The sequence below is a fragment of the Leptolyngbya sp. PL-A3 genome (assembly GCF_039962325.1).
Lineage (GTDB): Bacteria > Cyanobacteriota > Cyanobacteriia > Elainellales > Elainellaceae > Vacuolonema.
On record NZ_JAMPLB010000018.1, the window covers coordinates 106990 to 132807 of the forward strand.

Consider the following 25818-nt stretch of genomic DNA (forward strand, 5'->3'; position numbering starts at 1 on the left):
AGCGCTTAAATTTTGGTTGTTTTTGTGAGAGCCACACTCCACACGGCTCTCACAAAAACAGCTATGGCTGATTCAAGCACAAAGTGATGTAAAGAGGTTTCTGCATAAGAATTTACCCAGAATGTTGGTGCTTTGCCCGCGAAGCGGGCAAAGCACCAACATTCTGGGGGGAATTTCATTACTGGAAATCTCCTAAGTACAGGAGATAGTGTGGTGCTGCGTCCCACATCTCCTGTACTTAATCAACCCATATAGGGACATAAATGATACCCTCCGTACAAGCTTTATTAGAGTTTAGAGCTGATGAGATTTTGGTAAAGAATTTAGGGTTTTTCGCTAGCCATACTGTTACACAAAACAGTGGGAGTAGAGAATGTAATATATAAAATTCATTGCAATCCCTGGGGACTGTCAATATGCCTTAGGGCACAATGAAGTTGGCACAATGGCTGAACTCAGATTCTTTAGAGCGATAAATCAGGGTGCCTAGGCTAGTTGGCTTCATCTTGTAGCGATAGGACCTCACTCCCGATGGTGAAAGCTTTTTTTTGGGACGAGATGGAGAATCTGGAAGACGAATCCTGGCATTCGCCGTCAGAAGGTATCTTGGGTAAACTGCCCCTCCAGGCTAAAATTTGGGCTGAGAGCCTTCCCTGGCATCAGCGTCGCTATGTCCTTTCGTTGTGCTACCTTATGTGTGCCGCTTCACCCGAAATGCAGGCGGAGTTCTTGGATGACTATACTGCTGATGGTCTAGTTTCCCGACAGCTTGATGATAAGGATACAGAGCAACGGGTTCGGGACTACTTGGCAATGTTTCGCATTCAGACGGATCTGAGTGCAGCGGTACTGCGGCAGTATATTCGACAGTTTTATATTCATTCGGCTCAAGATGCTCGGCGGCAACCCGATTTATATTTGGAATCGGCGCTACGACTCGTTTTCAGTACAGAAGAACGAAATAATGTATTCAATTACATCCTGGGATTTGAACTGCTCAAAATGATGTTCCGTATGAGCTGGCGGCAACATGAGCGGTTATACCGTCTACAACGAAACCAGGATGAATTTATCTCGCTTTACATTAAGCCAATTCAACATACGCATCGAGTCAATAGCATCATCGTTCCGAAGGATGCAGGTGTCTTCTTTGCAAAGCGAGACTACTTTGTTCAAAAGCCCGAAATTTCTGAAAAGAAATTAGTGGAATTGGTCATGGTGACGTTCACAACAGACATTGTGTCTCACTTTGGTTTTTCCATCATTCGTCATCCAAATTCACTTATTTTTGATTATGACTACATCATGAATCCTGAACAGGAGTTGATTTTTGATGCACCATTTAGTGAATAGCAAATAGAATCCGTTATTGTCCATATCTCACACTATTGCTAGCGCCACGTTAGTGGAGAGAGGGAGAGTATTGATCCCACTTCCTCTAATGTCTGAGCTAACCTAATCTCAGTTCGGGATAAGCTGAAGTGCTCATTTTGGCGTACACTTTGCGCACGCCAAAATGAGCGTTTTCGAGTGCTGCGCGTTGCGCGGCACTCGAAAACGCCGTTAACCCGAACTCAGGTTAACGTAACAAAGACTATATAGCGCTGTGCCAGTGCGTTAAGTACAGTGGTGTGGGGCACTTCGTGCCCCACACCACTGTACTTAACGCACTGGCACAGCGCTATAAAAAGGAGGGCATAAAGACAAAGCTTTCACGCCCTCCTTGTTCTCTTTAAAGTGGGTGTAAGTTGACGAGAAGACTATTTTTTCAGGTGATTCACGTACAGAAAACCTCTAAGGCCAACCCTAGTGTTCAAAGACATTGTTGTATTGTTGTAAGTCAAGAGAAACGATTGTTGGGAGGCAAGCAAAACAATCATAGGCTAGCTCCAAACGTTCTTCTCGCTCCAGCATGGTAATGAGTTTTTGGCGTGCGCTGATGAGGTAGCGCACATCGTTAGCTGCGTAGCGGAGTTGCTCGTCGGATAAACTAGCAACGTTTCCCCAATCTGAGCTTTGGGCACTTTTGTCAAGTTCAACTCGTTCTAACTCCATAACCAGATCTTTCAGGCCATGTTTGGGAGTGTATGTACGTGCTAGTTTGCTGGCAACTTTTGTACAGAAAATTGGTGTTGTGTAAATAGCAAGGTGATAGCGCAAGGTCGCCAAATCAAACCGGGCGAAATGAAAGACCTTGGTAACATTTGGAGCTTCCAACAACTGTTTAAGATTTGGAGCTTCCAGCTGACCGCGAGCGATGCGGACCACTGCCACATTTCCAAAAGGGTCGCAAAGTTGTATCAAACAAAGTCGATCGCGCTGAGGCAATAAGCCCATCGTTTCTGTATCGACGGCGATCGCCTCTGCCTCTAAAAAGACACTCAGCACATCATCGGGAATGTCGCGATCGCATACCTGAAAATCTGCAATAGCCATAGGTCTTCTATTTAGGGACGACGAATAAAAATTTGCGTTAGATAGTACGTACCATCGGGTGCTTGAACGACTCCAACTCCCGTCAAATTGAAATTGCCTTCAATATTGTGCAGATGACCGGGGCTATTGAGCCAACCTATAACCGCTTGAGCAGCGGGATCAGCATAACCCCGATTACTGGCAACATTTTCACCAGCACTGCGATAGCGAATAGATTGCGCGATCGCCTCCACCCGCTGTTCAAAGCCATTATGGTTGATCGCTCCTTGCTGGGACATTTCAACACTGTGTTGCTTGGATTGTTGGGCAATCACAGAGCTATAGGCCAGAGGAGGCATCCCTTTGGACTGACGATAGGCATTGATCTGTTCAAAAACCTTTTGCTCCAGAGCGTTACTCGGTAGCTCGGGTGAAGCAGGTGTTGTTGCAGAAGGATTGGAGCCAATAGGTGGGATAGGTAACTGATTGCAGGCTTGCGGCAATTTATCCCCCAACAGGAGGGCGATCGCCGCAAAGCCGTGCAGAATCCACCGAGGAATCATCACAAGTTCAGGTACTTAGCCGCAGACTGTACATCTTTGTCACCCCGGCCCGAGCAGTTGATGACAATACGAGGATTGCCAGAAAGTTGGGGACAGAGAGTCGAAAGATAGGCGATCGCATGGGCTGTCTCCAGGGCGGGAATAATTCCTTCCAGGCGAGAAAGCTGTTGGAAACCTTCCAGCGCTTCAGCATCCGTCACGCTGTAGTACTCAGCCCGACCTAAATCTTTCAAATAGCTATGCTCGGGACCGACACCCGGATAATCGAGGCCCGCACTGATGGAATGAGGTTCAATGACCTGGCCATCTTCATCCTGCAACAAATAGCTCATTGCCCCATGCAGCACACCCACACGACCCCGAGTTAACGTAGCTGCGTGCTTCTCTGACTCAACGCCTTCACCACCGGCTTCCACGCCAATCAACCGTACAGAGCTGTCATTGACAAACTCGTGGAACAACCCCATAGCATTGGAACCGCCTCCCACACAAGCCACCAAAATATTGGGTAATCCACCCCACTTCTCCTGGCACTGAGCCCGGGTTTCCAGACCAATTACCCGATGGAAGTCCCGCACGATCATAGGGTATGGGTGCGGACCCGCAACAGAACCCAGAATATAGTGGGTGGTTTCTACATTAGTGACCCAGTCCCGAATCGCTTCTGAAGTCGCATCTTTCAGAGTACCTGTGCCCGATTCGACAGGACGCACTTCTGCACCCATCAGCCGCATCCGGAATACGTTAAGGGCTTGTCGCTCCATGTCCTGCACGCCCATGTAGATAACGCAGGGAAGCCCAAATCGAGCACAAACCGTGGCGGTGGCAACGCCATGTTGCCCTGCGCCTGTTTCAGCAATAATGCGCTGCTTACCCATGCGCTTGGCTAACAAGACTTGCCCCAAGGCATTGTTGATTTTGTGAGCCCCTGTGTGGTTCAGATCTTCGCGCTTCAGATAAATCTGAGGGCCGCTACCATCGGGGCGGGCATAGTGTTGAGTCAACCGCTCCGCAAAATAGAGGGGCGTCGCCCGACCTACATACTCCTTCAGCAGTTGGCTCAGCTCTGTTTGAAAGGCTGGGTCTTCCCAATAGTGATAGAAAGCCTGCTCCAGTTCTGTCAGGGCTGGCATCAGGGTTTCAGGCACATATTTTCCACCGAACTGACCAAAACGCCCCTGGCTATCAGGGCGTTGTGTGCTGTTGGATTGAGAGTTGGGAAGCGGAGTGAGAGTCACGGTTGCCAAGCTGTAATGTGGATCGACCTTCATTATAGGGGGATTGAGTGGCTTACCCCAATGAAGGCGATCGTGTTTCACTTCTGTAGTTAGCTGCTGTGGCAGGAAACTACAAATCTCGTGCAATCCTGAAACAAGCACGGAACCTAAGCACCCATTTCGGCGTACGCTCTGCACACACCAAAATGGGATTTTTGAGGGGTGCTTTGCGCGCCCCTCAAAAATCCCTTAACCCGAACTCGGGTTACTTATTTCTTAAAATAGTTTCCGGGGCTGTGGTCTTCTACCTATCCCCGTTCTTCATTTTGTAAGGTGAACTATCGGCATGGCAGCAAAGCGTAAATCGAGTGAAGGGGAGCCAGCCCCCCGTGTTGTTTGGCAAGAGTTTGGAGAACCAAACGCCGCCATGCAGCGAGCTGTTCCGGATTTGCCGCCGAATCAGCAATCCTTGCGAGTACAAACGACTCGCAAAGGAAAGGGAGGAAAAACTGTGACTGTTATCAGTGGATTTCAGTCCAGCCCTGAGACTCTGGCTAAATTACTGAAGCAATTGAAAGCCCAATGTGGCACGGGCGGCACCGTCAAAGACGACACGTTAGAGATTCAAGGGGATCACCGCCAGAAATTAGTGCAACTGCTAACGCAGCTGGGGTATCCCACTAAACAGAGCGGTGGTTGATGATGTTGCTTGAATTTTGGGATGTAAGGAGCCTACGCTAGCTCCTTACATCCCAAAACTCTGAATAAGCTTGTAAAGTCTCACAACGGTGGCTGGCTTGGGGGTGGCAGACGCAAGTTAAAGCCTGAGCGGTTCATACGATCAAGGCCATTCTGCACCTCTTGGCGGAGTTTTTCAGTGAGGTGGTCAGTGGTAGCACTGCGATCGCGTCGGTACTCCTCAAACCAATTCTTCAGATTTATGGGGTCACCAATGTGGGCTTCGACAATGCGATCGCCCTTCGAGGGTGGCTGATCAATGCCAAAGATGGAACGCTCCAAACGTATCAGCGTGTCAAGAAACCGCTCGGGTGTTGGATCAGTCGCGACATAGCCATAGTAGATGGCATCGAAATTAAGCAAACGAGCCGTAGCCGTTTGAATCGCCTCATAGGTCCAGGTGTCATCCAGCATAAAGCTTGCTGTTTGAGCATCCAGGGTGCGTTGCACGCGATATACCCGTTCCCGTAAAGGTTCATTTGGGACTGGATTGATATCTAATACCTGCTCGCAGCATTGCAGAACGTGATCCTTAATTAGCTGAATGCGTTCGTTCCAGGGCAGCCCTCGCTCGATAACCAGGCCATATTCCTGCTCCAGCCCCATCATGCAATAGTCGGCCACCTGAATCAGCCGCTGGTAAAAATCGCTGGTATTGGGAGTGATATCAAACGTGCGCTCCAGCCGTTGTAGGGTGCGATCGATTACCGAGGTCATATTGCTGGTGTAGCGGTATTTCAGACTGACCGGAAGAACCATCAGGTCTGGTACAGGATTGCCCTGGCGCACCTGGCGTGCCATCGATTGCAAAGCAATCTGTACGGCTCCAGCTCGAAATGGCATAACGGTGTCATTTTGGAAGGAGTAACCGCCTTCGGGAAAGATGACCAGGCGACAGTGAGGCTGGCTCAGCAATTCCAAGGTTTGGGCCACACTGGATCGATCGCCCAACCCCCGCCGCACCGAGTAAGCTCCAATCCGTTGCAGCCACCAGCCCTCACCCCCCCGAAACCGCTCAATCGCGGCTAAGAAATGAAACTGATCATGCACCTGACCGGATAGCAGAAACATGGCCATCCAATCTACATGGGTCGGGTGATTCGGCAACAATAGAAGGGGATAATTTGCGACCGCACGAAAACGTTCTCGCGATCCCTCCGTTAGTTGGAGTTTGATCCGATAGCGCCATCGCCCCAGGAGGGGAGCAATGATCTGGAGTAGCGTTACCAGAGCAGGATTGAGCCGGGGCGGATAAAAGTCGGGGGTGGGCATGGGGCAGATGCAGTCGAGGAGGGAAAACCCCTCTTGGTATAAATTTTAGATATGAATTAGATTTGACAGCTACAGGCCAGTTTGCCTTCAATCCTCTTCAGCTTACAGGTAGGTTTCTAGGCAAGTCTGGTAGTGATTTAACACAGGTTTCTGAGAAATCGGGTTGAGGGCGATCGCTCCCAGCCATTCTGATCGGGAGCTTCAAAGCTGGGAGTTCGTGCCCTACGGGCATAAATCCTCAGCTTTGCAGCCCGAAAACCGATCGCCCTGAGCGAACAGGAGCCGAACCCCCGATATCACAGTTCTTCAAACAAAAGTCCATCACGATACGAAAGTCCTGCCGTTGTTACAATAGATGTTGCAGAATGCAACAATGCAACACAGCAACACACACGGGTCCCAGGGAACGTCAATCCACTATGCAGCCAACTGATCCCAAGAAGTTCACTGAAAAAGCATGGGATGCCATCGTTAAATCCCAGGACGTTGCCCGCAATTATCGGCAACAGAACCTGGAAGTTGAGCACGTCGCGATCGCCCTTCTGGACCAGGAAGAAGGCATGGTGAACACCATTCTGGAGAAAGCCGGAATGGACCCGGCTCGATTGCGGCAGCAGTTGGATGCCTTTGCCCTGCGACAACCGAAAGTTTCTGCTGCTGATCTCAACCAGCTCTTCCTGGGTCGTGGATTGGATCTATTTTTAGACAAAGCAGAGGCAGCTCGCAAAATCTTTCAAGATGAGTTTATTTCCGTTGAGCACCTACTCATTGCTCTAGCAGAAGAAGACCGGGTAGGCCATCGCCTTTTTCGTACAGCCAATGTAGAAGTCAAGCAGCTAGAAGTCGCGATAAAAACCGTACGGGGCAGCCAAAAAGTGACCAGTCAAAATCCTGAATCTCAGTATGCCGCCCTTGAGCGGTTCGGGCGGGATTTGACGGAGCTAGCCCGGGAGAACAAGCTAGACCCCGTTATTGGGCGGGATGAAGAAATTCGTCGAGTCGTACAGGTGTTATCCCGCCGGAGCAAGAACAACCCGGTGTTGATTGGCGAACCAGGGGTGGGCAAGACGGCGATCGCCGAAGGTTTAGCCCAGCGCATCGTCAAAGAGGACGTGCCGGAATCCCTCAAGGGCCGCACGCTGATCTCCCTGGACATGGGTGCTCTCATTGCTGGAGCCAAATATCGTGGTGAGTTTGAAGAACGGCTACGGGCTGTCTTGAAAGAAGTCACCAACTCCGAAGGACAGATCGTCCTTTTCATTGACGAACTGCATACGGTCGTCGGCGCAGGTTCTTCCCAGGGCACCACAGATGCGGGAAACCTGTTGAAACCCATGCTGGCTCGGGGCGAACTGCGCTGTATTGGTGCAACGACCTTGGATGAATACCGGAAGCACATCGAGAAGGATGCGGCCCTGGAACGGCGCTTCCAACAGGTTTACATTGGTCAGCCGACTGTTGATGACACGATCTCCATTCTGCGAGGCCTGAAGGACCGCTATCAGGTGCATCATAACGTCACCATTACGGATGCAGCACTGATTGCTGCGGCGACACTGAGCGATCGCTACATCACCGATCGCTTCCTCCCCGACAAAGCGATCGACCTGGTGGATGAGGCAGCGGCCAAGCTAAAAATGGAGGCCACTTCCAAGCCAGTACAGTTGGAAACGATTGAGCGGCGAATTCGACAATTGGAGATTGAGAAGCGATCGCTTGAAAGTGAAGGCGCTCGTCTTGGCTTCAGTAACCCTGCCTTCCGTGCTTCAAAGGACAAGCTAACCCAACTGGAGAACGATATTGCCACCCTTACGCCTAGCAAACAAAGCTTGACGGAGCAGTGGGAAGCCGAGAAAAATATTCAGCACGAAATTAAAGCTCTGCGGGAAGAGGAAGAAAAACTACGCCGCCAAATTGAAAAGGCAGAGCGGGAATACGACCTCAACACCGTTGCTCAACTGAAGTATGGGCAGATGGAGACAGTCCATCAAAATCTAGAAGCCAAGGAAGCAGCCCTCCTGGAAATTCAGAATCGTAGTGGTTCGGCTCTGCTGAAACAACAGGTGACGGAGGAGGACATTGCAGAGATTGTCGCTAAGTGGACGGGCATTCCGGTGAATCGTCTGCTCGAATCCGAACGGCAAAAGCTATTGACTCTCGAATCATTCCTGCATCAGCGGGTAATCGGCCAGCAAGAAGCGGTCGCGGCCGTATCGGCAGCCATTCGTCGGGCCCGTTCGGGTTTGAAGGATCCCGGTCGGCCCATTGGTTCCTTCATGTTCTTGGGCCCAACAGGGGTCGGGAAGACAGAACTAGCCCGAGCGCTAGCGGAATGTTTGTTTGACTCTGAAGAAGCCCTAGTGCGGATTGATATGTCGGAGTACATGGAGAAGCACGCCGTTTCCCGTTTGGTCGGGGCGCCTCCCGGGTATGTTGGTTATGAAGAAGGCGGCCAACTGACGGAGGCTGTGCGTCGTCGACCCTACAGCGTCGTGCTGCTGGACGAGGTCGAGAAGGCTCACCCCGACGTATTCAATATCCTGCTGCAAATGCTGGATGACGGCCGCATCACTGATTCGCAGGGGCGAACCGTAGACTTTCGAAATGCGATCGTTGTGATGACCAGCAACATCGGCAGCGATCACATTCTGGATGTCTCTGGTGATGACTCCAAGTACGAGCAGATGCGAAAGCGGGTGATGGATGCCCTTCGCAAGCACTTCCGCCCAGAGTTTCTCAACCGGGTGGATGACATTGTCCTGTTCCACGCCCTTGACCTGAAGGAATTGCGGCAGATTGTCGGCATTCAACTCCGGCGTATCCATCGCTTGCTACAGGAGCAGAAGATTTCGATAGAACTTACCAACGAAGCCCAAAATCACATTGCCGATGCTGGTTACGATCCGGTCTATGGTGCCCGCCCTCTAAAACGTGCCATTCAGCGGGAAATTGAAAATCCCCTGGCTACCAAGCTGTTGGAAAACACGTTTATCTCTGGCGACACCATCATGGTAGATGTGGTGGATCAAAAACTCAGCTTCACCAAAAAAGTGGTGGATTCCATTCCTCAACCGGAAGTAGTCACACAAACCGTCAGCGCTGAGAGCTGAGAATGGCTATGTCGCTGTCGTAGACGTTGCAGCCGATCGCCAATTCACCAGAAATTGAGCGTGAAATGTCTCATTTCACGCTCAAAGGTTTAGCTTGTAGTTCCAGTTCTTAATCTTTCTTCTTTTTACGGCCTTTGCGATCGCTGTTTCTTTCAGATGGCTCTACAGACGGCTGTTCCGTCGATGTTGGTGAGCTTTGAACCGACGTATTAGCTGGGGCCGTAGTTGTAGGTACAACCTGTGCCGGAACCACGGGAGGTTGGGGCGAAAGTGCTCGTTGTACAAGAAGAGGAATTGCTGTTGTCGCCGCCAGGGTAATGGCTCCGATGATGCCCTGCATCAAGGTAACCTTGAATCCCTTTAACCCTGTATTTTGAGATTCCGACGAATTTCCAGGTTCAGTCATGGTAAATCTTCCCAACAAGAACGTAGGTGAACAAACACAGAATTGGTCCGTATTAGAATGCCCAATATCGCTCCTAAACGCCCATTGCTGTTGATGAGTTCAGTTTGATTTAGGTTCCCCCCTCTGGGCGAATTCATCAAAAGGTGAATCTGGGACATTTTTCGAATGTGTTGATTTTGCTGTGTCGCGCCTAAAATCAACACATTCGAAAAACCTACAAGGATCAACCATGATTGATTTCTATACCTTCACCACCCCCAACGGTCGTAAAGCTTCGATCATGTTGGAGGAAACAGAATTGAAGTACACGCCCCACGTTATTGATATCCGTAAAGGGGATCAGTTTACACCAGAATTTGTGGCAATCAATCCCAACAGCAAAATTCCAGCCATTGTTGATCACGACACCGGGCTTAATGTCTTTGAATCGGGTGCTATCCTGATTTACCTGGCAGAGAAAACAGGAAAATTTTTGCCAACAGATTTGGTAGGGCGATCGCAAACCCTGCAATGGCTAATGTTCCAGATGGGCGGTGTCGGCCCCATGTTTGGGCAAATGAACCACTTCCGCAACTTCGCTCCCGAGCAGATTCCCTATGGCATCGAGCGCTATACCAACGAAGCGAAACGGTTACTCGGCGTGATGGACAAGCAACTTGAAAGGAATGCTTATCTAGCAGGAGCTGACTACACCATCGCTGATATAGCAACCTTTCCCTGGGTTAATAGTTATCAGGTAACGGGCGAAAAAGCAGGTCTTACCCTAGAACCCTTTCCCCACGTCAAGCGATGGCACGATGAACTGCTAGCTCGCCCGGCGGTACAGCGGGGAATGCAGGTACCCCAGCTATAAAAATAGGGGGAAGATCAGTTGATTGATCTTCCCCCTGTTTTTTAATTTCTGTCCTAATGGGCTCAGTTCAAACGGATGGGCTGTGGTGAAAGAGGCACGACGCGTCCCTGCCACCACACCCTATCCACACAATACTACCTCTTAATTCTCAACTGAGGAATTACGATAACCATAGAAGTCAATGGTGTAGTTCGTGATTTTAACCCCTGTTTGTTCTTCGATCTGCCGCAACAAATCAGCAGGCAATTCAACATGAACATCCATAATCTGGTTGGTGTCCAGGCAGTTGATATGGCTGTGAGGATCGCTGATGTTGCCGTAAAGACGCCCATCAGCACGCTCAATACACTCAATGACCCCTTGCTCGGAAAGGGCATCTAGATTTTGGTAGACGGACGTGTGCCCAATATCTTTACCCTGTCGGTTGAGGCGATCGTAAATTTCTCGGGCAGACATATGCTCCTGAGCCTGCCAAAGCAACTCCAAAATGAAGCGTCGCTGCTTACTAACACGCATCCCCAATGCCTGGCAACGGTTTAAGGCATCCTCCAGGGAACGAATGGGGCGTTGAATTGTGACTTCACTATCCATAGGACAGACTCGTAAGGGAATTGAGATGGATATAGAGAAATACCCTCACCTGATCTCTATTGTAAACGCCTGCACTATTGAATTAGTACTGTTTACACCCACACTGGGCTTACACGGAGAACTGCCAGGAGAGTTACCTGCTTCATAGAACGGTGGATGAGACTCAAAGGCAGGCACAATGGGTCAATCCTTGAACTCGACCCTTATTCATACTCACTACCACTTTAACTTAAGATTGAGTAGGCTGTCTATCGTTGTCCCTGTAGGATTTCTGGGAGATTTCTGAGGGATTAGGGGTTGAATCATCATGCCCTGCCCTAGGCTAGAAAAGGTGTACTTAATGCGATCGCATCTCTGAGCTTCGATGACAACCACAATTTCGCTAAATGCAGATACCTTCAATAGCCTGGATCTAGCTCCTATCGAAACCGTTCTCAAGCCCTGGCTCCAGGCAAGTGGCTTCAAAACAGCTTTCGACTCAACCAATGGTGCAGATCCCCTACGGATACAGTTTGCCATTGATTTACCCCGAGACCCGTCTGATCCTCGGGAGTACTCAGAGATTCCTGAAGTGCGGCTCTGGTTTGTGCGCCTGAATGCACGCTACCCCTGGCTACCCCTCATTCTGGATTGGGAACAGGGTGAGTTGGCTCGCTATACAGCCATGCTCGTGCCCCATCAGTTTAGCCCCCACGAAGGCATTCAGTTTAACCCCGAAGCCCTGGAGCTATTTGTCATGCAACTGGTATTTGCCTGTTTGGATTGGATGCACCAGCACGGATGTCTGAGCCGCACACGGGTTAAGTTCATGACCCAAATGCTGGGTTACGAACTGGAGGACGGCTTTTTTGAATTGCTCGGTGGTTAGGGCTTAGCCACCCCAAACTTTTTGCAACACCGTCTCCGGAGTCAGGCTGGCCCACTTCCCATCGGGAGCGGCTAGCCCTACAAACTTTTCGTTACTGGGCAACAAGGTGGAAGGGCTTTCGGGGCCAAGCAGAGCCAGCGTGTAAACGTTGAGCGCGATCGCCAACTGCACAGGTAAGCCTACCGTCCCTAACATCAGATTGGCACCGGCTACTATCGCCGCCATTAAACCCGCATCCTCAGGGCGAGTCACCACGAGTTTCGGAAACGCCTGGGCGAGCTCATTAGCCCAATCGCCATTGCCACTATCCCGCAACAATACTAATGGCAGCCCAGGTTGTTTTTGCTGGAAATCTTGAATAATCGTCTGCCAGCTAGCGGTGGGATAAGCTGCCCCATTGTCGTAAAGCAGAACATAGCCGCCCCCAGCCAAGCCCAGGCGCTTCTGCTCAGCCTCAGCCCAATCTAAATCTTTGCGAGACAACGTAATCGCAAGGTTTGGGGCCGGTGTTGTAATCCCCAGGCCTGATAGCAGATCATGATAGACCTGAGGCCGGTACTGGTCCGGCTTGTAAGGAACGGTGCTGGTCAAGAATAGTTTACTAAAGGGAGCAAAACCCAAACGCACCGGGGTTCCTGCCAACCACAGCAACAAGCCACTCGTGCTGCTCTGAGTGAGGGTAACGCCAATGTCGTAGTAGCGATCGCGCAGTACCCCTAGCAGGTTAGCCCAATCCGCCGGACTGCTGTTAGCTTGGAAGTCAAAGGGAATGGTATCTTGAACCGACTTGCTCAGCCGATAAATACTTTTGGCTCTGGGTTCAACCACAACATCTATCTCAGCATTTGGATAAGCTTGCTTCAACGCGTCCAGGGTGGGAAAGAAGAAGATCTGCTCTTCCAGGGTGCCGGGGATGAGCGCTACGATTTTCATAAAGTTTTTGTTACAGATTTCGCTCATTATTTTAGGGGAACACGGTCAGAGGAGTTGCTTATCTCTGATTTTTTCTAACATCCTTTGAAAATCTACTGAGAAAGATGGGCAAACTGATCCGTATAAAAGCGATACCCCCTGAAGTGTAAAGAGTTCATAATGCTTTTGGGGTGGGCGATCGCCCTTTATCCCCGACCAACAACTGACAACGCTGCCAATTCCAGGGCATGCGCCCTTTCAACGAATTCGTCTAGCAGGACTTTTGCCCTCAGAGTGTGATTCTGTCCCCTAGACTGGTCTAGATCATCCAGAATAGAGGTAATCAGCCTATTTAAGGGCGCTGCAGGTTTTTCAGTTTGTCCCTGACTGTTGCTTCGTCTACCTACTCATGCACGTTGCGATGCCCTCGATTCCGTTACCTGAAAGCGGTAACTCAGATTTATTTCCCCCCTGTAAGATTCCCTTCCTGGATCTGAAACTTCAGCATCAGCCCATTCTGTTTGACTTGGAGCAATCGATGCGGCAGGTCTGGCAGGAAGGAAAGTTTGTGCCGGGCCGAGACGTGGAAGATTTTGAAGCAACCTTTGCCTACGCCTCGGGATGCCGCTATGGCATTGGGGTGGGGTCTGGGATGGACGCCATCACCCTTGGCTTACGCGCTTGCGGCATCGGCGAGGGGGATGAAGTGCTGGTTCCAGCCTATTCCTTTATTGGCACGGTGCTGGGCGTCATGGCAACGGGGGCTCGCCCCATACTGGTAGACTGCGATGCAGAAACAGGGTTGATTGACTTAGTCGAGGCTGAAAAAGCCATTACCCCTCGCACCCGAGCTATTGTACCGGTGTACCTGTATGGGCAGATGGTCTCGCCTCAGCGCATATTGGATCTATCCAGCACCTATGACTTAATGGTGTTTGAGGATGCGGCTCAAGCTCCCCTAGCCGAACGGGAAGGCTACCGGGCAGGCTCTGTTGGGATCGCTGCTGCCTTTAGTTTTTATCCCACCCTCAGTTTAGGGGCCTTTGGAGACGGAGGGGCCGTCGTTACCAGTGACACTGCGATTAGTGAGCGGGTTCATCAGCTACGCAACTATGGAGCCTCCCGTCAAAATCATTATGCTGAGGTTGGGGTTAGTAGTTGTTTAGACACCTTACAGGCCGCAATTCTGCGGGTCAAACTGCCACTGTTGCCAGGCTGGAATGGCGATCGCTATCGCCTTGCTCAAAACTATGACAGACGGCTGCAATACTTACAGGGGAAAGGTATTTATCCCATCGCCAATCGGGTTGGGACAGGTCACGTTTATTTTCGCTACGTAATTCGTATTGCGGAGTCCTGTCGGCTTAATCGCGCATTGCTTCAGAATGGCTTAGCCACCGCAGGTATTGAAACACGCATTCACTACCCCGTTCCCGTTTACCGGCAACCTGCCTTCAAATTACTCGATTACCAGCCTGAACAATTTCCTCAGACTGAACTGTTGAGCCAAACGGTTCTCTCATTACCTCTTTATCCAGGTATGCAGGATCAACAGGTCGATACAGTGGTCGAAGTTCTAGAATCTCTGTTGAGTTCGTCATTCGGTCCAAGCGTAGTGTGGCCTGGATAATATTTCGGCCTACTATATCCCTAAGGAGATTTCCAACAATGAAATTACCCCCAGGATGTTGGTGCTTTGCCCGCGAAGCGGGCAAAGCACCAACATCCTGGGTAGATTCTTATGCAGAAACCTCCTAAGGTCTGTTTTAGGGGGCATTTTTGTCAGGAGATAAAGGCTGTGCGAATTGGTTCAGTACAAGAGGGATATGGTGTGTGTGGAATGTTTTACATCCCACACCATATCCCTCTTGTACTGAAGGTACTGTTTTACGCAAATGTATTAACTGCGCTGATAGAGTTGCGCGACATAGTCTCCGTAGCCGTTGTACAGGAGCGTCGGTACTTCCTCCCAGTCAAACTTGTTGCCGGGGCCAATTAGCCGCTCTTTCGCCTGGGACCAGCGAGGATGGGGGACATCCGGTTCTACATTCGACTCAAACTTGTACTCGTTAGAATTAATCGTGTTCCAATAGGTAGCGGGTTGGGTATCGATAAATTCAATCTTTACGACTGATTTGGCTCCCTTAAAACCGTACTTCCAGGGCACTACCATGCGGAGGGGCGCGCCATGTTGCCGGGGTAGGGTGTGGCCGTAAATTCCAACAGCAAAGAAGGCGAGGTCATTCGCCATTTCTTCAACCCGTAAACCCTCCGTGTAAGGCCAGGGCAAAAACTGAGAGGGCGGGAATGTTGGCCCCTTGGTAATCTGCGGGTCATAGTAGGAGGTAAAGCGAACGAAGCGAGCGGCTGACGTTGGCTCTACCTCCTCCAGTAGGAGGCGCATAGGAAATCCGAGCCAGGGCACCACCATAGCCCAGGCTTCCACGCAGCGGAAGCGATAAATACGCTCTTCAAGGGGAAAGCGCTTGAGCAGGTCATCCAGGTCGTAGGTGCGGGGATTCTTGACCAGACCGCTAACTTCTACCTGCCAGGGATCGGTCTGTAAAGCCTGAGCATCCCGCCAGATGTGCTTCGAATTGCCGTACTCATAAAAGTTGTTATAGCTAGCTGCCAGCATTTCATTGGTGAGGGGTCGGCCTGGGTCTCGGAACTGCTCATTGAGCATGGCCGCAAGGTTGCGAACACCAACGACTGGATTGTCAGCATTCTGGCCTGATTGGCAACCGACCAGCGGTAAGGCGGCCCCTGCAATTCCCGCTCCAACTAAGCCTTTAATAAACTGGCGTCGATTAAAGAACGTCGACTCTGAGGTGACCAATCGTTCAGGCAGTTGCCAGGGCTTGGGACTATGAATAAACGGCATAAATGGGCGATCGCTGAGACTGCTTCACATACCTTAATATACCTTCCAGAACAGAGGTTCTAGCAAGGCTATGCACCCTTTTGTGTCTTCTGTACACAAAACCCCTGCTTTTCTCTCGGCTCTGGTTGGGTGGCAGACCAAAAGGCTCTCAATTCTCTGGCAGGACGAGAGTCATGCTAAGTCTGGTTGTCAGCCACCGCTTGCTCGGCTCCGGCCAAAAACTCTTCAAAGGACGGCAAGCCCACTGCCGAGCCAAAACTACTGGCCGTTTGCCCACGTAGGCTAACCCAAATGCTACAGTCTCGGAGGTTAGTGGTTAGTACCAACGTGCTATGACTAGCGAGTTTGCAGCCATAGTGAAAGAGTCTGGCTCGTCGACTGATGTTAACCGTGTAGAGCCGGTAGTAAAGCTCGTTGCGGTAGTACATCCCATCCTGGATATTGCCGTCAAACCAGAATTTGAAGGGAAAAATATCTTGTTCGCTAATAACAGGAGGCAGCACAGTTTTAGCCTCAATGCATCCGGTTGGCTTGGAAAAAAGTCATGAATAGGGGGCACTGGAATGATACACACGCTTGGGCCTAGTGATGTAGAACCAGGTGAAAGGCCCGTAGGCATTGCATGTTCAAGTAGCTTGCACCTGAGCCTCTTCGTGAATGATGCCGATACCATCTCAGCATAGCTGGGAGTATCGTAATGGCATTCTACTCTTAGGGCTCTCTTTAGGTTTGGCGGAATATCAATCTAAACAAACCTTAGTCTGGGTTAATGGCATTCTGCGATAAGGCATCGCATTGCTCTCAGAAATGCCCATTTAAGGAGGTTTCTGAAAAACAATATCTCCATTTTTTGGAAAGAGGACGCGGCTTCGCCGCGTCCTCTTTCCAAAAAATGGGGAAGTTCTTATCTGGAAATCTCCTAAGTGGTGTATTTTTATTGGAAGATGACCACCCCGGCTTCCTCTGGCTAATGTCAGATGGAATCATGTCAGGTAAATTTCAACAATACTCTGGACAGTTTTTCTGAAACCGTTGATTTTGCGTGCGCTTCGCGCACGCAAAATCAACGGTTTCAGAAAAACTGTCCGAACTAATAGAAACCGGGCTGTGCATTAATTGTGAAATGGTTGTTGAAATTCGGAGTGGATGCAGCTCACCCAGCTTTCAACAACCATTCAAGATTCCGATGTAAATGGGCTGCATAAACCCTATGAACATTAAGTCAGAGGGTTAAGAGAAGCACGACTAGGCTGCACCTGCCAGAGCTGATTAACGGTGACAAACTCATAGCCAGCATCCCGGAGCATGGGGACAATTCGATCGACGATCGCCACAACATCTTCGCCGCCGTGATAACCATCGTGTAGCACAATGAGCGAGCCGTCTCGGATCTGATTACGAATACGATTCACGATGACTTCAACTCCAGGGCGTACCCAATCTTCTGGCACAACGCTCCACATCACTGGACGGTATCCCCAACTATGCAATTGAGTGAGAATTTGTGGAGTAAAGAACCCATTGGGCGGACGCACATCACGAACATGTTGGGCAACGTAAGCGGGGTCTAGCTGACAAGCCTGAGCGATCGCCTCTTGAGTCTGCTCCAGTGATTGCTTTAGCTCGGTCGTTGAGAGCCAGGGAAAGGAGCGGTGGGTATAGCCATGGAGCCCAACCCAATGACCCTGGTCGTAAGCAGTTCGAGCAACTTGGGGAGCTCGTTCAATACACTGACCCAACCAAAAGAAGCTGGCCGTTACCTGGTGTTTGTCCAAACATTCTAATAAAGCAGGGGTATAGCGGGGGTGAGGGCCGTCATCAAAGGTGAGAGCGATCGTCTTACTCTCACCACAGCCTTCCCAAAGGCATGAGGGAAAAACAGACTTTAGCGCAGGCTGAATTAATGGATAAAGCGGAGCAAATTCCATACGTCAGATCTCATGGCAACAGGATCGTCGTGCCCATGCCGATTGTACAAGGGAAGTCACGACGTCGTTGCTGAGAGGCTTAACCAGAAAACCGTCCAATCCGGGGGTTTCTTCTAAAGGCATCCAACTAGGAGCATGGCAATCAGTAAGGACGACAATTGTCGCCTGACGAGTATTGGCAAGGGTTCGCAGGTCGTGCACCAGGTTGACAGACCAATGGTGTTGTCCTGACAGAATAACCAGATGAGCGGGAGCTCTTTGCGCTTTGAGCATCATCTGAGCAGGGGAATCTGCAATTTCTGTCGAGCATCGAAGACGAGCTAACACGGAAACGAGTCGCTGCAGGTCATCAGATGGTTGTCCTAAAACTAGAACGTGGCTGTGAGAAAAAGACATGGACAAAGACTCATCTTCGAACACTGAATGTGTTTCCATTATTCCTGCATTGAAATAGGGAACTAATGGGCTAAACCCATACAGAACGAGTCTTTCCACACATTGTTATGAAAATCTGATTTTGTTTTTCTTCCTTTTTCCGTTCAAAAGATTCTCAATAGTTTTCAATCCTTATCTGAATATTTCGCGATCGCCTACCAAATAACAGAAAAAGGAAAGAATTAGGTAGAGTCCTCACTCTCGCCCTAGTAAAGGCTCTATCACCGCCTTATAACCTCAACCCTATCGTTTAGAAGATTGATTTTGTGTCTGTTTTAACCACAAAACTCACTCCTTTAGAAGGAGAATCCAAATTTACAAATATAAATATTTGCCCTAAATTATGTTGATTGTTGTAGCGCTATCTCAGTACAGAACAAAACCTCTAAAATCCAGATTTTCCCGTGATAAAAGCGAAGCCCTCACGACAAAAAAATCTGGATTTTGAAGGTAGTTCTCTTCTTTGTTTCGTACTGAGTAGAACTATATATTTAAAAGCAGGAAGAATATTTTTGGACAGCTACGTGCAGCGTGGCTGTTCACAATATCCTGTCCTACCTCCGTTGTGTCAGGTTATATCAACTAAATAAAAAGTTGGTTCTTCGGATGCTTACACCCCAAAAACCAACTTTTTAGAAGGGTATTTGAGAACTTGATTTGTGTGCTACACGTACAAAAAATCAAGCTTCTCGGAACTTTTCAAACATCCTCTAAAATAGCTAAATAACTTTTAGCGATGGATAAACTCTTCAAGCTGTTGGGATAGGAGTTCAACCAAACTGGCTCCTGACTCTGAAGATGTTAGAGCCTCTGCCTGAATCCGTTCGACAGTTTCTGGGGCAAAGCCTAGAAGTCCGACCAATTCACGGTAGGCAGCTGCCTCATCCGCGTTCACCAAATCCTCGTCTGGCGTACGAGCACTGGAATGGATCACTTCATAGGCAAGCCGGAGTACTAGCTCCCGCTCTGCGCTCGTTTGAAGCCGTGGGATCAATTCACTCAAAGGAATATTTTGCATCAAATAATCCCGCAGTTCTTGACGCAGTGCATCTTGTTGGGGCGCGTCAGCAGCAAACATTCCACTAAAGCGATCGAGCATCAGATCCACTTCTTCGTCAGCCAGGTTTCCATCCGACCAGGCCATCGAGGCAATAATCCGTAACAAATTCATCTGACTGGGCGAGATGGATGGAGGGTTGGGGGGAATTTGTAGAGCCATCAGCGTCCTCCTGAGTATGGGAATGTGTAAAGGATGAACAGAAATAAAGAGGGCCTTCCCAAGCTCAAATATGAGGCGTAAGCACCCAAAATCATGGGAGCTTTTGGAAAAGCCCAAGGAAAACGGCCATGAAATTACTCGCACCCTAACACGCACATTTTGATCTCTGCATCGCTTGATTCAATTCTTTGGAGTTGGTTACACGCAGTTACAGTTGCATTTCTTATTAGAGAGAGAAGGTTTGCCTACCTCCCTCGCAAAGCTTTCATTCTTGTGTACGCTCTCTACCCATAGAAATGTGAGCTTAAGCTTATTCTGATCTGACGCTACGAAAGCCAGAGGCCGTTTGAGAAGTTGATTTTCTGTGGGTACAGCGCATAAAAAATCAACTTTTCAAACAGCCTCTAAGATGATGGTTCTAGCTCTGGGGTATTGTGGTCTATAGACGAGCAGCTTTAAACCGGATTCATAAATACCTTTCAATGACAGCAATTCACCCGGAACCTACCCCATCTAAGGCCCACCAAAAAGCGAAAGCTCTAAAACCGGGCAGCGTCCGTCCTGCTAAAGAACTCTGCAGTGAATGTGGCTTTTGTGACACTCACTACATTCATTACGTCAAGGAAGCCTGTGCCTTCCTGAACCAACAATTTGACAACCTGGAACAGACGTCTCATGGGCGATCGCGCGATCTCGACAACCCTGACGAGCTCTACTTTGGCGTACAAAAAACCATGATGGCGGCTCGCAAAATAGAGCCGATTCCAGGTGCTCAGTGGACGGGAATTGTCAGCACAATCGCCATCGAGATGCTAAAGCGGGGCATGGTGGAAGGGGTGGTCTGTGTGCAAAACACGAAAGAAGATCGCTTTCAACCCATGCCTGTTATCGCGCGCACGCCGGAGGAAATCCTCGCGGCCCGGGTCAATAAGCCAACCCTTTCCCCTAACCTGTCGGTGCTGGAGCAGGTGGAGCAGTCTGGGATGAAGCGGCTGTTAGTCATCGGCGTAGGCTGCCAAATTCAGGCATTGCGAGCGGTGCAAGACAAACTGGGGCTAGAGAAGCTGTATGTATTGGGAACCCCTTGTGTGGACAACGTAACCCGCGCTGGGCTCCAAAAGTTTCTCGACACAACCAGCCGATCGCCCGAAACTGTGGTGTACTACGAGTTCATGCAAGATTTCCGGGTTCACTTCAAGCATGAGGATGGTTCTGTCGAGACGGTGCCTTTCTTTGGCCTGAAAACGAATCAACTAAAGGATGTGTTTGCTCCCTCGTGCATGAGTTGCTTTGATTACGTCAATTCCCTGGCGGATCTGGTGGTGGGGTACATGGGTGCGCCTTTCGGTTGGCAGTGGCTTGTGGTGCGAAACGAGACTGGGCAGGAAATGTTGGATCTGGTAAATGAGCTGATCGAGACACAGCCCGTGATGTCGAAGGGCGATCGCAAAGCCGCTGTACAACAAAGCATCCCTGCTTACGACAAGGGTGTCACTTTACCGATGTGGGCAGCCAAGCTCATGGGAGTGTTCATTGAGAGAATTGGACCTAAAGGGTTGGAATATGCCCGTTTTTCCATTGACTCCCATTTCACCCGCAATTATCTATTTGTACGCCGTAACTACCCGCAGAAGTTAGCGGCTCATGTGCCTGAGTTCGCCAAGCGAATTGTGGGCCAGTACGAGTTACCCGAAAAGTAAGCAGCGCTGAACACGATCACGCAACCTGGAAGAGAGGTGGGCGCTTTGCGTCCACCTCTCTTTACTAAACTCGGCAAGACCTGAAACTGCTTCAATCAAAAAGGGAGATGGGCACTTTGTGTCCGCCTCTCCTCAATAGATTAAGCAAGACCTGAAACTGCCTCAATCAAGAAAAGAGGTGGAAGCTTTGCGTCCACCTCTCTTCTTGATTGAGGCAAAACCCGAAACTGGCGAGTTCATGGATTAACCTGCAAGGTGTTAAGAATCTGACTGCACTGGCTACGGTACTCAGAAAATGCGTCTTCAAGCGTACGGCAGGTTAAGACGTATCCGGTTTGGTTAGCGATCGCAAATCGTTGTAACACCCGAATGCCTATTTCTGGCAGTGATGACTCGACCTCGGCTCCAGCCAGGGAACCCATCATTATTGGCTTCTGAGAGTGAATCACAAAGCCGAAGGTTTGCATATTTTGCAGGTTCAGCTCTAGATAAGAAGTCGCATCACCCGGATAAGGTTCCGTCACCATGTTGACAAAGATGGCTCCATCGGGTGACTCGTATTGAGCGACTAACGAGACATTGCCGATATTTGGCGACGCGTATTGAGTTGCCTGCCAGTCTTGAGGTATAGCGAAAGACCAGCGATCGCCTCGCACAACCTGAACTCCCTCTGGAACTTGCTGAGCTAGAGCCGGGGCAGTTGTCAAAAGTGGGAGGTTCAATGGCGCATTTGCCTCTGCCGTCCCTAAGGGAAATGCTAGAGCCAGGGTCAGTACGTAGGTGTGTTTCATGGTTGAACCGTCCCAGGTAACTTCGCTTCAGTATGCCAATTATGGTTTAAAGCTGTACTGTTTTTTGCCTAAGAATACAAACCCCGACGCTAGCTTTGTGCCGCTCAAGTTTTATTTATGCTTTAAGCAGGAGGAAAGTGACAGCAATTCTCATTTTGAAATCAGGCCCGAGAACCGCGCGCCTTTGGCGCGCGGTTCTCGGGCATCAAAGCCAAGAGTTCACGCCCGTAGGGCGTGAACTCTTGGCTTTGATGCCCATACTGAGAATTGCTGGGAAAGTGAAGGTGTCTGGGAACAAGAGAAGACTTATGTGAGTATAGATACAGGTATTGCATCTCACTTCCCATGCGATTCATCCCATAGCAGTCATTTCTATGCAGTTGGGAGATAGAGATGGCTTTTTTAAGTAGTTGAGAGCACTGCTATTTAAAGTCCCATGCCATCATCGAGAGGCGCATAGCGGAGTTTTACCCTAAAGCCATCGTTATTACTTACCTAAACCCTCCTCATGCTGAACCAACTGCTGCGCCGTGTAGTGGCGTTTGTTGGGTTAGCCATTGCGACCGCTGCTATTCTAGTAGCCTGTAATGGCCAGGCCCCTTCAGAATCTACTAATCCTCCTTTGGTTGTTGGTTCATCTCCCTGGCCTGGGTTTGCAGGCTATTATGTAGCCCTAGAAAAAGGTTTCTTTCGAGAGGAGGGGGTAGAAGTTACTGATACCTACTTCCAAATTGCGACAGATGTTAATACGAGGCTTCTAGCTGGCAAGCTGGATCTAGCCTGGACTGGAGGGCCCGATGTGGTGGTCATGGCCAGTCAAGATCCCACATTACGGCTCATCATGTTATCCGACTATTCTGATGGGGCTGATGGAATTCTGGCTCGGAATGTTCAGGGCCCTGAAGATTTGAAGGGAAGGGCGATCGCCTGGGAAAGTCTTCCCCTGCAAGCATTGCTCCTGCGCAAGTATTTGGAACAAGGAGGCCTGACTGAGAAGGATGTTACCTTGCAGATTCTCCCAGCGGCGGCGGCAGCGACGGCTTTTACTGCGGGTCAAATTGATGCAGCGGTCACCTATGAACCCTATTTGAGCACAGCGGCAAAAGACGGGAAGGGGAGCATTGTGTTCAGCTCTAAAGGTTCCAACATCATTCCTGTCGGTTTGGTCGGCAAAGAAGAAGTCATTCAAGCTCGACAGGAGGAAATTCGCGCCTTCATTCGTGCCGTCGATCGTGGGGTAAAGGAGGTTCGGAGTAATTCTGGTGAGACAAATGCGATCGTTGCAAAAAAACTAGGAGTTGAGCCATCAGCTGTACTGAACCAACTTGCAACCGTTCACCTTTTTGATGTTGCAGAAAACAAATCCATCGTCTTTAACTCTCGCGATCCACTCAATGTGATGGATAGCCTGAGATTTGCCGTTAAGACCAGCGAAGAGATCTCTTTAATCAACACTCCCGTCAATGCAGACAAGCTCTACGACTCAACCCTCATAGAGGGGTTGTAGGTAGCCACAACTTTAGGTTGAAAAGTTCAAAAAAGAGTGGGTGAAGTGTTCAGCACTTCACCCACTCTTTTTTGATACTGAAATTCAAATATCAAACCGTCATCACCCAGATAGGTGAGATTCAGCCACTCACTTAAAGTTTACCAGCAAGCTCTAGAGTATTGACCCTAATACAGAGGTGCCTGGAGGAAAAGCCCACATTTATGTAGAGAAATATAACCAACACTGGACATTTAACTCATCTTTCCGAAACAAAGTAGGGCCTCGCCTCCCAACCCAAAACCTTCCAATTTAGGGCTAGAGACCTTATCTGAAGGAAGTTTCAGCACTTTTAGGAATCAAAACACCAAAGACAAAAATGAATGAATGTTCCATCAAGAGTAGATAAATAGTTATGGCTTTGTCGGGATATCGAGAAATTACGGATGAATAAATGGGTATAAAAACGAAAGATATGTTTAACAAACTTAACAATCGGGGTATTATTGGAATAGGTAAAAATTCTCACTGCTTCGTGGTTGTTTGTTCTTTGAGAGACGTTGACATCTGAGGTTATCCCTTCTCTAGAGCGGTCTATTGCCCTACATGCTAGTGACTATCGAGTTCTTCACCGTTTTAGCTACGTCTCTCAGTCTGCCTCTTCACAGACAGACCCCGGTTGCTAACAGGATTTTTTCTTGCAGCCCATGTTCTCTACAAATGCAAAGTCCTTGGGTAGGCTTCCATGATTAGTACACACTTTCCTTGGTTAACGGCACTGATTCTCTTCCCCGTACTCGCCGCACTGCCTATTCCGGTATTGCCTGATAAGTACGGTAAGACCGTTCGCTGGTACACCCTCGCGGCCGGCCTGACAGAATTCTCCCTCATGCTCTATGCCTTCTGGAAGCATTACGATCTGAGCAACCCTGGCTTCCAACTGGTTGAAAATTACAACTGGATTCCTCAAATCGGCCTGCACTGGTCTCTGGCAGTTGATGGACTGTCCATGCCTCTGGTCATTCTGTCTGGACTGGTTACAACTCTGGCACTACTGGCCTCCTGGCAAATTAAGGATAAGCCAAGGCTGTTCTACTTCCTGATGCTGGTGATGTACAGCGCCCAGATTGGAGTGTTCGCCGCTCAGGATCTCCTGTTGTTCTTCCTGATGTGGGAATTGGAGCTGGTCCCGGTTTACTTACTCATTGCGAACTGGGGTGGGGAAAAGCGCCTCTACGCTGCCACAAAGTTTATTCTCTACACGGCCGCTGGTTCCATCTTCATTCTGGTTGCTGCGCTTGCAATGGCCTTCTACGGTGGCGACGTCACCTTCAGCATGCAGGAGTTGGGGCTAAAATCCTATTCCCTTGGCTTCGAGCTGGTCATGTATGCGGCGTTTTTGCTAGCCTTTGGCGTCAAGTTACCCATCTTCCCGCTGCACACCTGGTTGCCCGATGCCCACAGTGAAGCACCGGCTCCGGTCTCGATGGTTCTGGCAGGCGTTCTTCTGAAGATGGCCGGTTATGGTCTGCTGCGCATGAACATGGAAATGCTGCCCAATGCTCATGCTTACTTTGCTCCAGTGTTAGCCATTTTGGGTGTCGTCAACATTGTTTACGCCTCACTCACGGCCTTTGCTCAGGACAATCTGAAGCGCCGCATGGCCTACTCATCCATTGCTCACATGGGCTTCGTGCTGATTGGTATTGCTTCCTTCACCACGTTGGGGGTTAGCGGTGCCGTCCTGCAGATGATTTCGCACGGATTAATTGCTGCAGCACTGTTTTTCCTGGCTGGAGTCACCTACGAGCGCACCCACACGTTATCAATGGACAAGCTCGGTGGAATGGCCAAGCAAATGCCAACGGTGTTTGCTCTCTTCACCGCAGGATCTATGGCATCCCTGGCTCTTCCCGGTATGAGTGGATTTGTCGGTGAGCTGACTATCTTCCTGGGCTTCACCAGCAGCGATGCCTATAGCACCTCGTTTAAGGCGATCGTGGTGCTGCTGTCAGCGGTTGGGGTTATTCTCTCTCCGATTTACCTGCTGTCTATGTTACGTCGAGTTTTCTACGGCAACAGCAATCCTGAGCTGCAACAGTTCTCACTACTGGATGCTAAGCCCCGAGAAGCCTTTATCGCGCTCTGTTTGCTGGTTCCCATTATTGGTATCGGGATTTATCCTAAGTTGGTAACCCAGACTTATGATGCAACCACGGTGGCACTTACCAGCCAGGCTCGAACCGTGCTACCTGCGATCGCCCATCAACCCATTCTCAACATTCAAGCCCACTTGACGGCTCCAAGCCTGCTGGGCACCGAAAGCAAAAACCTGTTTGACTAGAGCTTACCTTTAGAAAAGTGATCCCTTCGGGAAACTTAGGTTTCCCGAAGGGATCACTTTTTCCGCTGCTTGTGCCCCACAGAAGT

At 49.7% G+C, this 25818-nt stretch carries 23 protein-coding genes; 9 read left to right on the forward strand and 14 right to left on the reverse strand.

Features of this window, described 5'->3' with window-relative positions:
• Window positions 1–5 precede the first annotated feature (5 nt).
• Window positions 6–179: a hypothetical protein gene (locus tag NDI52_RS15640; protein ID WP_190774546.1), complete on the reverse strand. Its 174-nt coding sequence runs from the start codon at window positions 177–179 to the stop codon at window positions 6–8.
• A gap of 379 nt (window positions 180–558) precedes the next feature.
• Here NDI52_RS15640 and NDI52_RS15645 point away from each other — a divergent pair, with 379 nt between their 5' ends.
• On the forward strand, window positions 559–1353 hold the full coding sequence (locus tag NDI52_RS15645) for a cobyrinic acid a,c-diamide synthase (RefSeq protein WP_190774627.1): 795 nt from the start codon (window positions 559–561) through the stop codon (window positions 1351–1353).
• A gap of 453 nt (window positions 1354–1806) precedes the next feature.
• Here NDI52_RS15645 and NDI52_RS15650 read toward each other — a convergent pair whose 3' ends face one another.
• From NDI52_RS15650 to trpB, 3 genes are read right to left on the reverse strand one after another with little or no spacing between them, the layout of a single operon-like run.
• Window positions 1807–2436: a ribonuclease D gene (locus NDI52_RS15650; RefSeq protein ID WP_190773959.1), complete on the reverse strand. Its 630-nt coding sequence runs from the start codon at window positions 2434–2436 to the stop codon at window positions 1807–1809.
• 11 nt (window positions 2437–2447) lie between these two features.
• Entirely contained in the window at window positions 2448–2978 is a 531-nt protein-coding gene (locus NDI52_RS15655; RefSeq protein WP_190773958.1) for a CAP domain-containing protein, read from the reverse strand.
• On the reverse strand, window positions 2978–4216 hold the full coding sequence (gene trpB / locus NDI52_RS15660) for a tryptophan synthase subunit beta (protein ID WP_190773961.1): 1239 nt from the start codon (window positions 4214–4216) through the stop codon (window positions 2978–2980). The genes NDI52_RS15655 and trpB overlap by 1 nt, the downstream gene beginning before the upstream one ends.
• Window positions 4217–4541: 325 nt before the next feature.
• On the opposite strand from trpB, the gene NDI52_RS15665 reads away from it, so the two are divergent.
• Window positions 4542–4895, forward strand: coding sequence for a translation initiation factor (locus NDI52_RS15665; protein ID WP_190773957.1), 354 nt, complete (start codon window positions 4542–4544; stop codon window positions 4893–4895).
• Between the two features lie 80 nt (window positions 4896–4975).
• On the opposite strand, the gene NDI52_RS15670 is transcribed toward NDI52_RS15665, so the two are convergent.
• A complete protein-coding gene (locus tag NDI52_RS15670; RefSeq protein ID WP_199307856.1) occupies window positions 4976–6205 on the reverse strand; it encodes a 1-acyl-sn-glycerol-3-phosphate acyltransferase in 1230 nt (409 codons plus the stop codon).
• 419 nt (window positions 6206–6624) lie between these two features.
• Between NDI52_RS15670 and clpB the strand changes: the two genes are divergently transcribed.
• A complete protein-coding gene (gene clpB / locus NDI52_RS15675) occupies window positions 6625–9315 on the forward strand; it encodes an ATP-dependent chaperone ClpB (protein WP_190773956.1) in 2691 nt (896 codons plus the stop codon).
• Window positions 9316–9424: 109 nt separating this feature from the next.
• On the opposite strand, the gene NDI52_RS15680 is transcribed toward clpB, so the two are convergent.
• Window positions 9425–9721, reverse strand: coding sequence for a hypothetical protein (locus tag NDI52_RS15680; protein WP_190773955.1), 297 nt, complete (start codon window positions 9719–9721; stop codon window positions 9425–9427).
• Between the two features lie 229 nt (window positions 9722–9950).
• Between NDI52_RS15680 and NDI52_RS15685 the strand changes: the two genes are divergently transcribed.
• Window positions 9951–10574: a glutathione binding-like protein gene (locus NDI52_RS15685; protein ID WP_190773954.1), complete on the forward strand. Its 624-nt coding sequence runs from the start codon at window positions 9951–9953 to the stop codon at window positions 10572–10574.
• A gap of 141 nt (window positions 10575–10715) precedes the next feature.
• Here NDI52_RS15685 and NDI52_RS15690 read toward each other — a convergent pair whose 3' ends face one another.
• Window positions 10716–11165 carry a Fur family transcriptional regulator gene (locus NDI52_RS15690; protein WP_190773953.1) on the reverse strand — a complete coding sequence of 150 codons (450 nt, stop codon included), beginning with the start codon at window positions 11163–11165 and terminating at the stop codon, window positions 10716–10718.
• Between the two features lie 364 nt (window positions 11166–11529).
• On the opposite strand from NDI52_RS15690, the gene NDI52_RS15695 reads away from it, so the two are divergent.
• Window positions 11530–12033, forward strand: a complete 504-nt coding sequence (locus NDI52_RS15695; protein WP_190773952.1) for a CRR6 family NdhI maturation factor — start codon at window positions 11530–11532, stop codon at window positions 12031–12033.
• Between the two features lie 3 nt (window positions 12034–12036).
• Here NDI52_RS15695 and NDI52_RS15700 read toward each other — a convergent pair whose 3' ends face one another.
• Window positions 12037–12966: a glycosyltransferase family 9 protein gene (locus NDI52_RS15700; protein ID WP_190773951.1), complete on the reverse strand. Its 930-nt coding sequence runs from the start codon at window positions 12964–12966 to the stop codon at window positions 12037–12039.
• A 400-nt stretch (window positions 12967–13366) separates the two neighbouring features.
• Here NDI52_RS15700 and NDI52_RS15705 point away from each other — a divergent pair, with 400 nt between their 5' ends.
• The gene (locus tag NDI52_RS15705; protein WP_190773950.1) at window positions 13367–14575 is read left to right on the forward strand and encodes a DegT/DnrJ/EryC1/StrS family aminotransferase; all 1209 of its coding nucleotides are present in this window, start codon (window positions 13367–13369) and stop codon (window positions 14573–14575) included.
• 270 nt (window positions 14576–14845) lie between these two features.
• On the opposite strand, the gene msrP is transcribed toward NDI52_RS15705, so the two are convergent.
• The 5 genes from msrP to NDI52_RS15730 all read right to left on the reverse strand — a co-directional run bounded on the left by msrP (window position 14846) and on the right by NDI52_RS15730 (window position 19411).
• The gene (gene msrP, locus NDI52_RS15710; protein WP_190773949.1) at window positions 14846–15829 is read right to left on the reverse strand and encodes a protein-methionine-sulfoxide reductase catalytic subunit MsrP; all 984 of its coding nucleotides are present in this window, start codon (window positions 15827–15829) and stop codon (window positions 14846–14848) included.
• A gap of 176 nt (window positions 15830–16005) precedes the next feature.
• Entirely contained in the window at window positions 16006–16332 is a 327-nt protein-coding gene (locus NDI52_RS15715) for a hypothetical protein (RefSeq protein WP_190773948.1), read from the reverse strand.
• Window positions 16333–17046: 714 nt separating this feature from the next.
• Window positions 17047–17757 (reverse strand): polysaccharide deacetylase family protein, encoded by a 711-nt coding sequence (locus NDI52_RS15720; protein ID WP_190773250.1) that lies wholly within the window; start codon window positions 17755–17757, stop codon window positions 17047–17049.
• 3 nt (window positions 17758–17760) lie between these two features.
• Window positions 17761–18153, reverse strand: a complete 393-nt coding sequence (locus NDI52_RS15725) for a hypothetical protein (RefSeq protein ID WP_190773251.1) — start codon at window positions 18151–18153, stop codon at window positions 17761–17763.
• Between the two features lie 769 nt (window positions 18154–18922).
• Window positions 18923–19411, reverse strand: a complete 489-nt coding sequence (locus NDI52_RS15730) for a TerB family tellurite resistance protein (protein WP_190773252.1) — start codon at window positions 19409–19411, stop codon at window positions 18923–18925.
• A 482-nt stretch (window positions 19412–19893) separates the two neighbouring features.
• On the opposite strand from NDI52_RS15730, the gene NDI52_RS15735 reads away from it, so the two are divergent.
• Window positions 19894–21111, forward strand: coding sequence for a Coenzyme F420 hydrogenase/dehydrogenase, beta subunit C-terminal domain (locus NDI52_RS15735; protein ID WP_190773253.1), 1218 nt, complete (start codon window positions 19894–19896; stop codon window positions 21109–21111).
• Window positions 21112–21347: 236 nt separating this feature from the next.
• Here the strand turns inward: NDI52_RS15735 and NDI52_RS15740 are convergent, their stop codons facing one another.
• On the reverse strand, window positions 21348–21902 hold the full coding sequence (locus NDI52_RS15740) for a hypothetical protein (RefSeq protein ID WP_190773254.1): 555 nt from the start codon (window positions 21900–21902) through the stop codon (window positions 21348–21350).
• Between the two features lie 508 nt (window positions 21903–22410).
• Here NDI52_RS15740 and NDI52_RS15745 point away from each other — a divergent pair.
• Window positions 22411–23409, forward strand: a complete 999-nt coding sequence (locus tag NDI52_RS15745; RefSeq protein WP_190772908.1) for an ABC transporter substrate-binding protein — start codon at window positions 22411–22413, stop codon at window positions 23407–23409.
• 724 nt (window positions 23410–24133) lie between these two features.
• Window positions 24134–25732: an NAD(P)H-quinone oxidoreductase subunit 4 gene (locus NDI52_RS15750; RefSeq protein ID WP_199307857.1), complete on the forward strand. Its 1599-nt coding sequence runs from the start codon at window positions 24134–24136 to the stop codon at window positions 25730–25732.
• The last annotated feature ends 86 nt before the right edge of the window (window positions 25733–25818 follow it).

Excerpts from the sequence above, each read along its gene's own strand:
- NDI52_RS15655 (WP_190773958.1), bottom strand. The coding sequence starts at position 2,978 with ATGATTCCTCGGTGGATTCTGCACGGCTTTGCGGCGATCGCCCTCCTG.
- NDI52_RS15725 (WP_190773251.1), bottom strand. The coding sequence starts at position 18,153 with ATGTCTTTTTCTCACAGCCACGTTCTAGTTTTAGGACAACCATCTGAT.
- NDI52_RS15695 (WP_190773952.1), top strand. The coding sequence starts at position 11,530 with ATGACAACCACAATTTCGCTAAATGCAGATACCTTCAATAGCCTGGAT.
- NDI52_RS15645 (WP_190774627.1), top strand. The coding sequence starts at position 559 with ATGGAGAATCTGGAAGACGAATCCTGGCATTCGCCGTCAGAAGGTATC.
- NDI52_RS15730 (WP_190773252.1), bottom strand. The coding sequence starts at position 19,411 with ATGGCTCTACAAATTCCCCCCAACCCTCCATCCATCTCGCCCAGTCAG.
- NDI52_RS15735 (WP_190773253.1), top strand. The coding sequence starts at position 19,894 with ATGACAGCAATTCACCCGGAACCTACCCCATCTAAGGCCCACCAAAAA.
- NDI52_RS15650 (WP_190773959.1), bottom strand. The coding sequence starts at position 2,436 with ATGGCTATTGCAGATTTTCAGGTATGCGATCGCGACATTCCCGATGAT.
- NDI52_RS15685 (WP_190773954.1), top strand. The coding sequence starts at position 9,951 with ATGATTGATTTCTATACCTTCACCACCCCCAACGGTCGTAAAGCTTCG.
- NDI52_RS15740 (WP_190773254.1), bottom strand. The coding sequence starts at position 21,902 with ATGAAACACACCTACGTACTGACCCTGGCTCTAGCATTTCCCTTAGGG.
- NDI52_RS15700 (WP_190773951.1), bottom strand. The coding sequence starts at position 12,966 with ATGAAAATCGTAGCGCTCATCCCCGGCACCCTGGAAGAGCAGATCTTC.
- NDI52_RS15705 (WP_190773950.1), top strand. The coding sequence starts at position 13,367 with ATGCCCTCGATTCCGTTACCTGAAAGCGGTAACTCAGATTTATTTCCC.
- NDI52_RS15680 (WP_190773955.1), bottom strand. The coding sequence starts at position 9,721 with ATGACTGAACCTGGAAATTCGTCGGAATCTCAAAATACAGGGTTAAAG.
- NDI52_RS15720 (WP_190773250.1), bottom strand. The coding sequence starts at position 17,757 with ATGGAATTTGCTCCGCTTTATCCATTAATTCAGCCTGCGCTAAAGTCT.
- NDI52_RS15690 (WP_190773953.1), bottom strand. The coding sequence starts at position 11,165 with ATGGATAGTGAAGTCACAATTCAACGCCCCATTCGTTCCCTGGAGGAT.
- NDI52_RS15745 (WP_190772908.1), top strand. The coding sequence starts at position 22,411 with ATGCTGAACCAACTGCTGCGCCGTGTAGTGGCGTTTGTTGGGTTAGCC.
- msrP (WP_190773949.1), bottom strand. The coding sequence starts at position 15,829 with ATGCCGTTTATTCATAGTCCCAAGCCCTGGCAACTGCCTGAACGATTG.
- NDI52_RS15670 (WP_199307856.1), bottom strand. The coding sequence starts at position 6,205 with ATGCCCACCCCCGACTTTTATCCGCCCCGGCTCAATCCTGCTCTGGTA.
- NDI52_RS15640 (WP_190774546.1), bottom strand. The coding sequence starts at position 179 with ATGAAATTCCCCCCAGAATGTTGGTGCTTTGCCCGCTTCGCGGGCAAA.
- clpB (WP_190773956.1), top strand. The coding sequence starts at position 6,625 with ATGCAGCCAACTGATCCCAAGAAGTTCACTGAAAAAGCATGGGATGCC.
- NDI52_RS15665 (WP_190773957.1), top strand. The coding sequence starts at position 4,542 with ATGGCAGCAAAGCGTAAATCGAGTGAAGGGGAGCCAGCCCCCCGTGTT.
- NDI52_RS15750 (WP_199307857.1), top strand. The coding sequence starts at position 24,134 with ATGATTAGTACACACTTTCCTTGGTTAACGGCACTGATTCTCTTCCCC.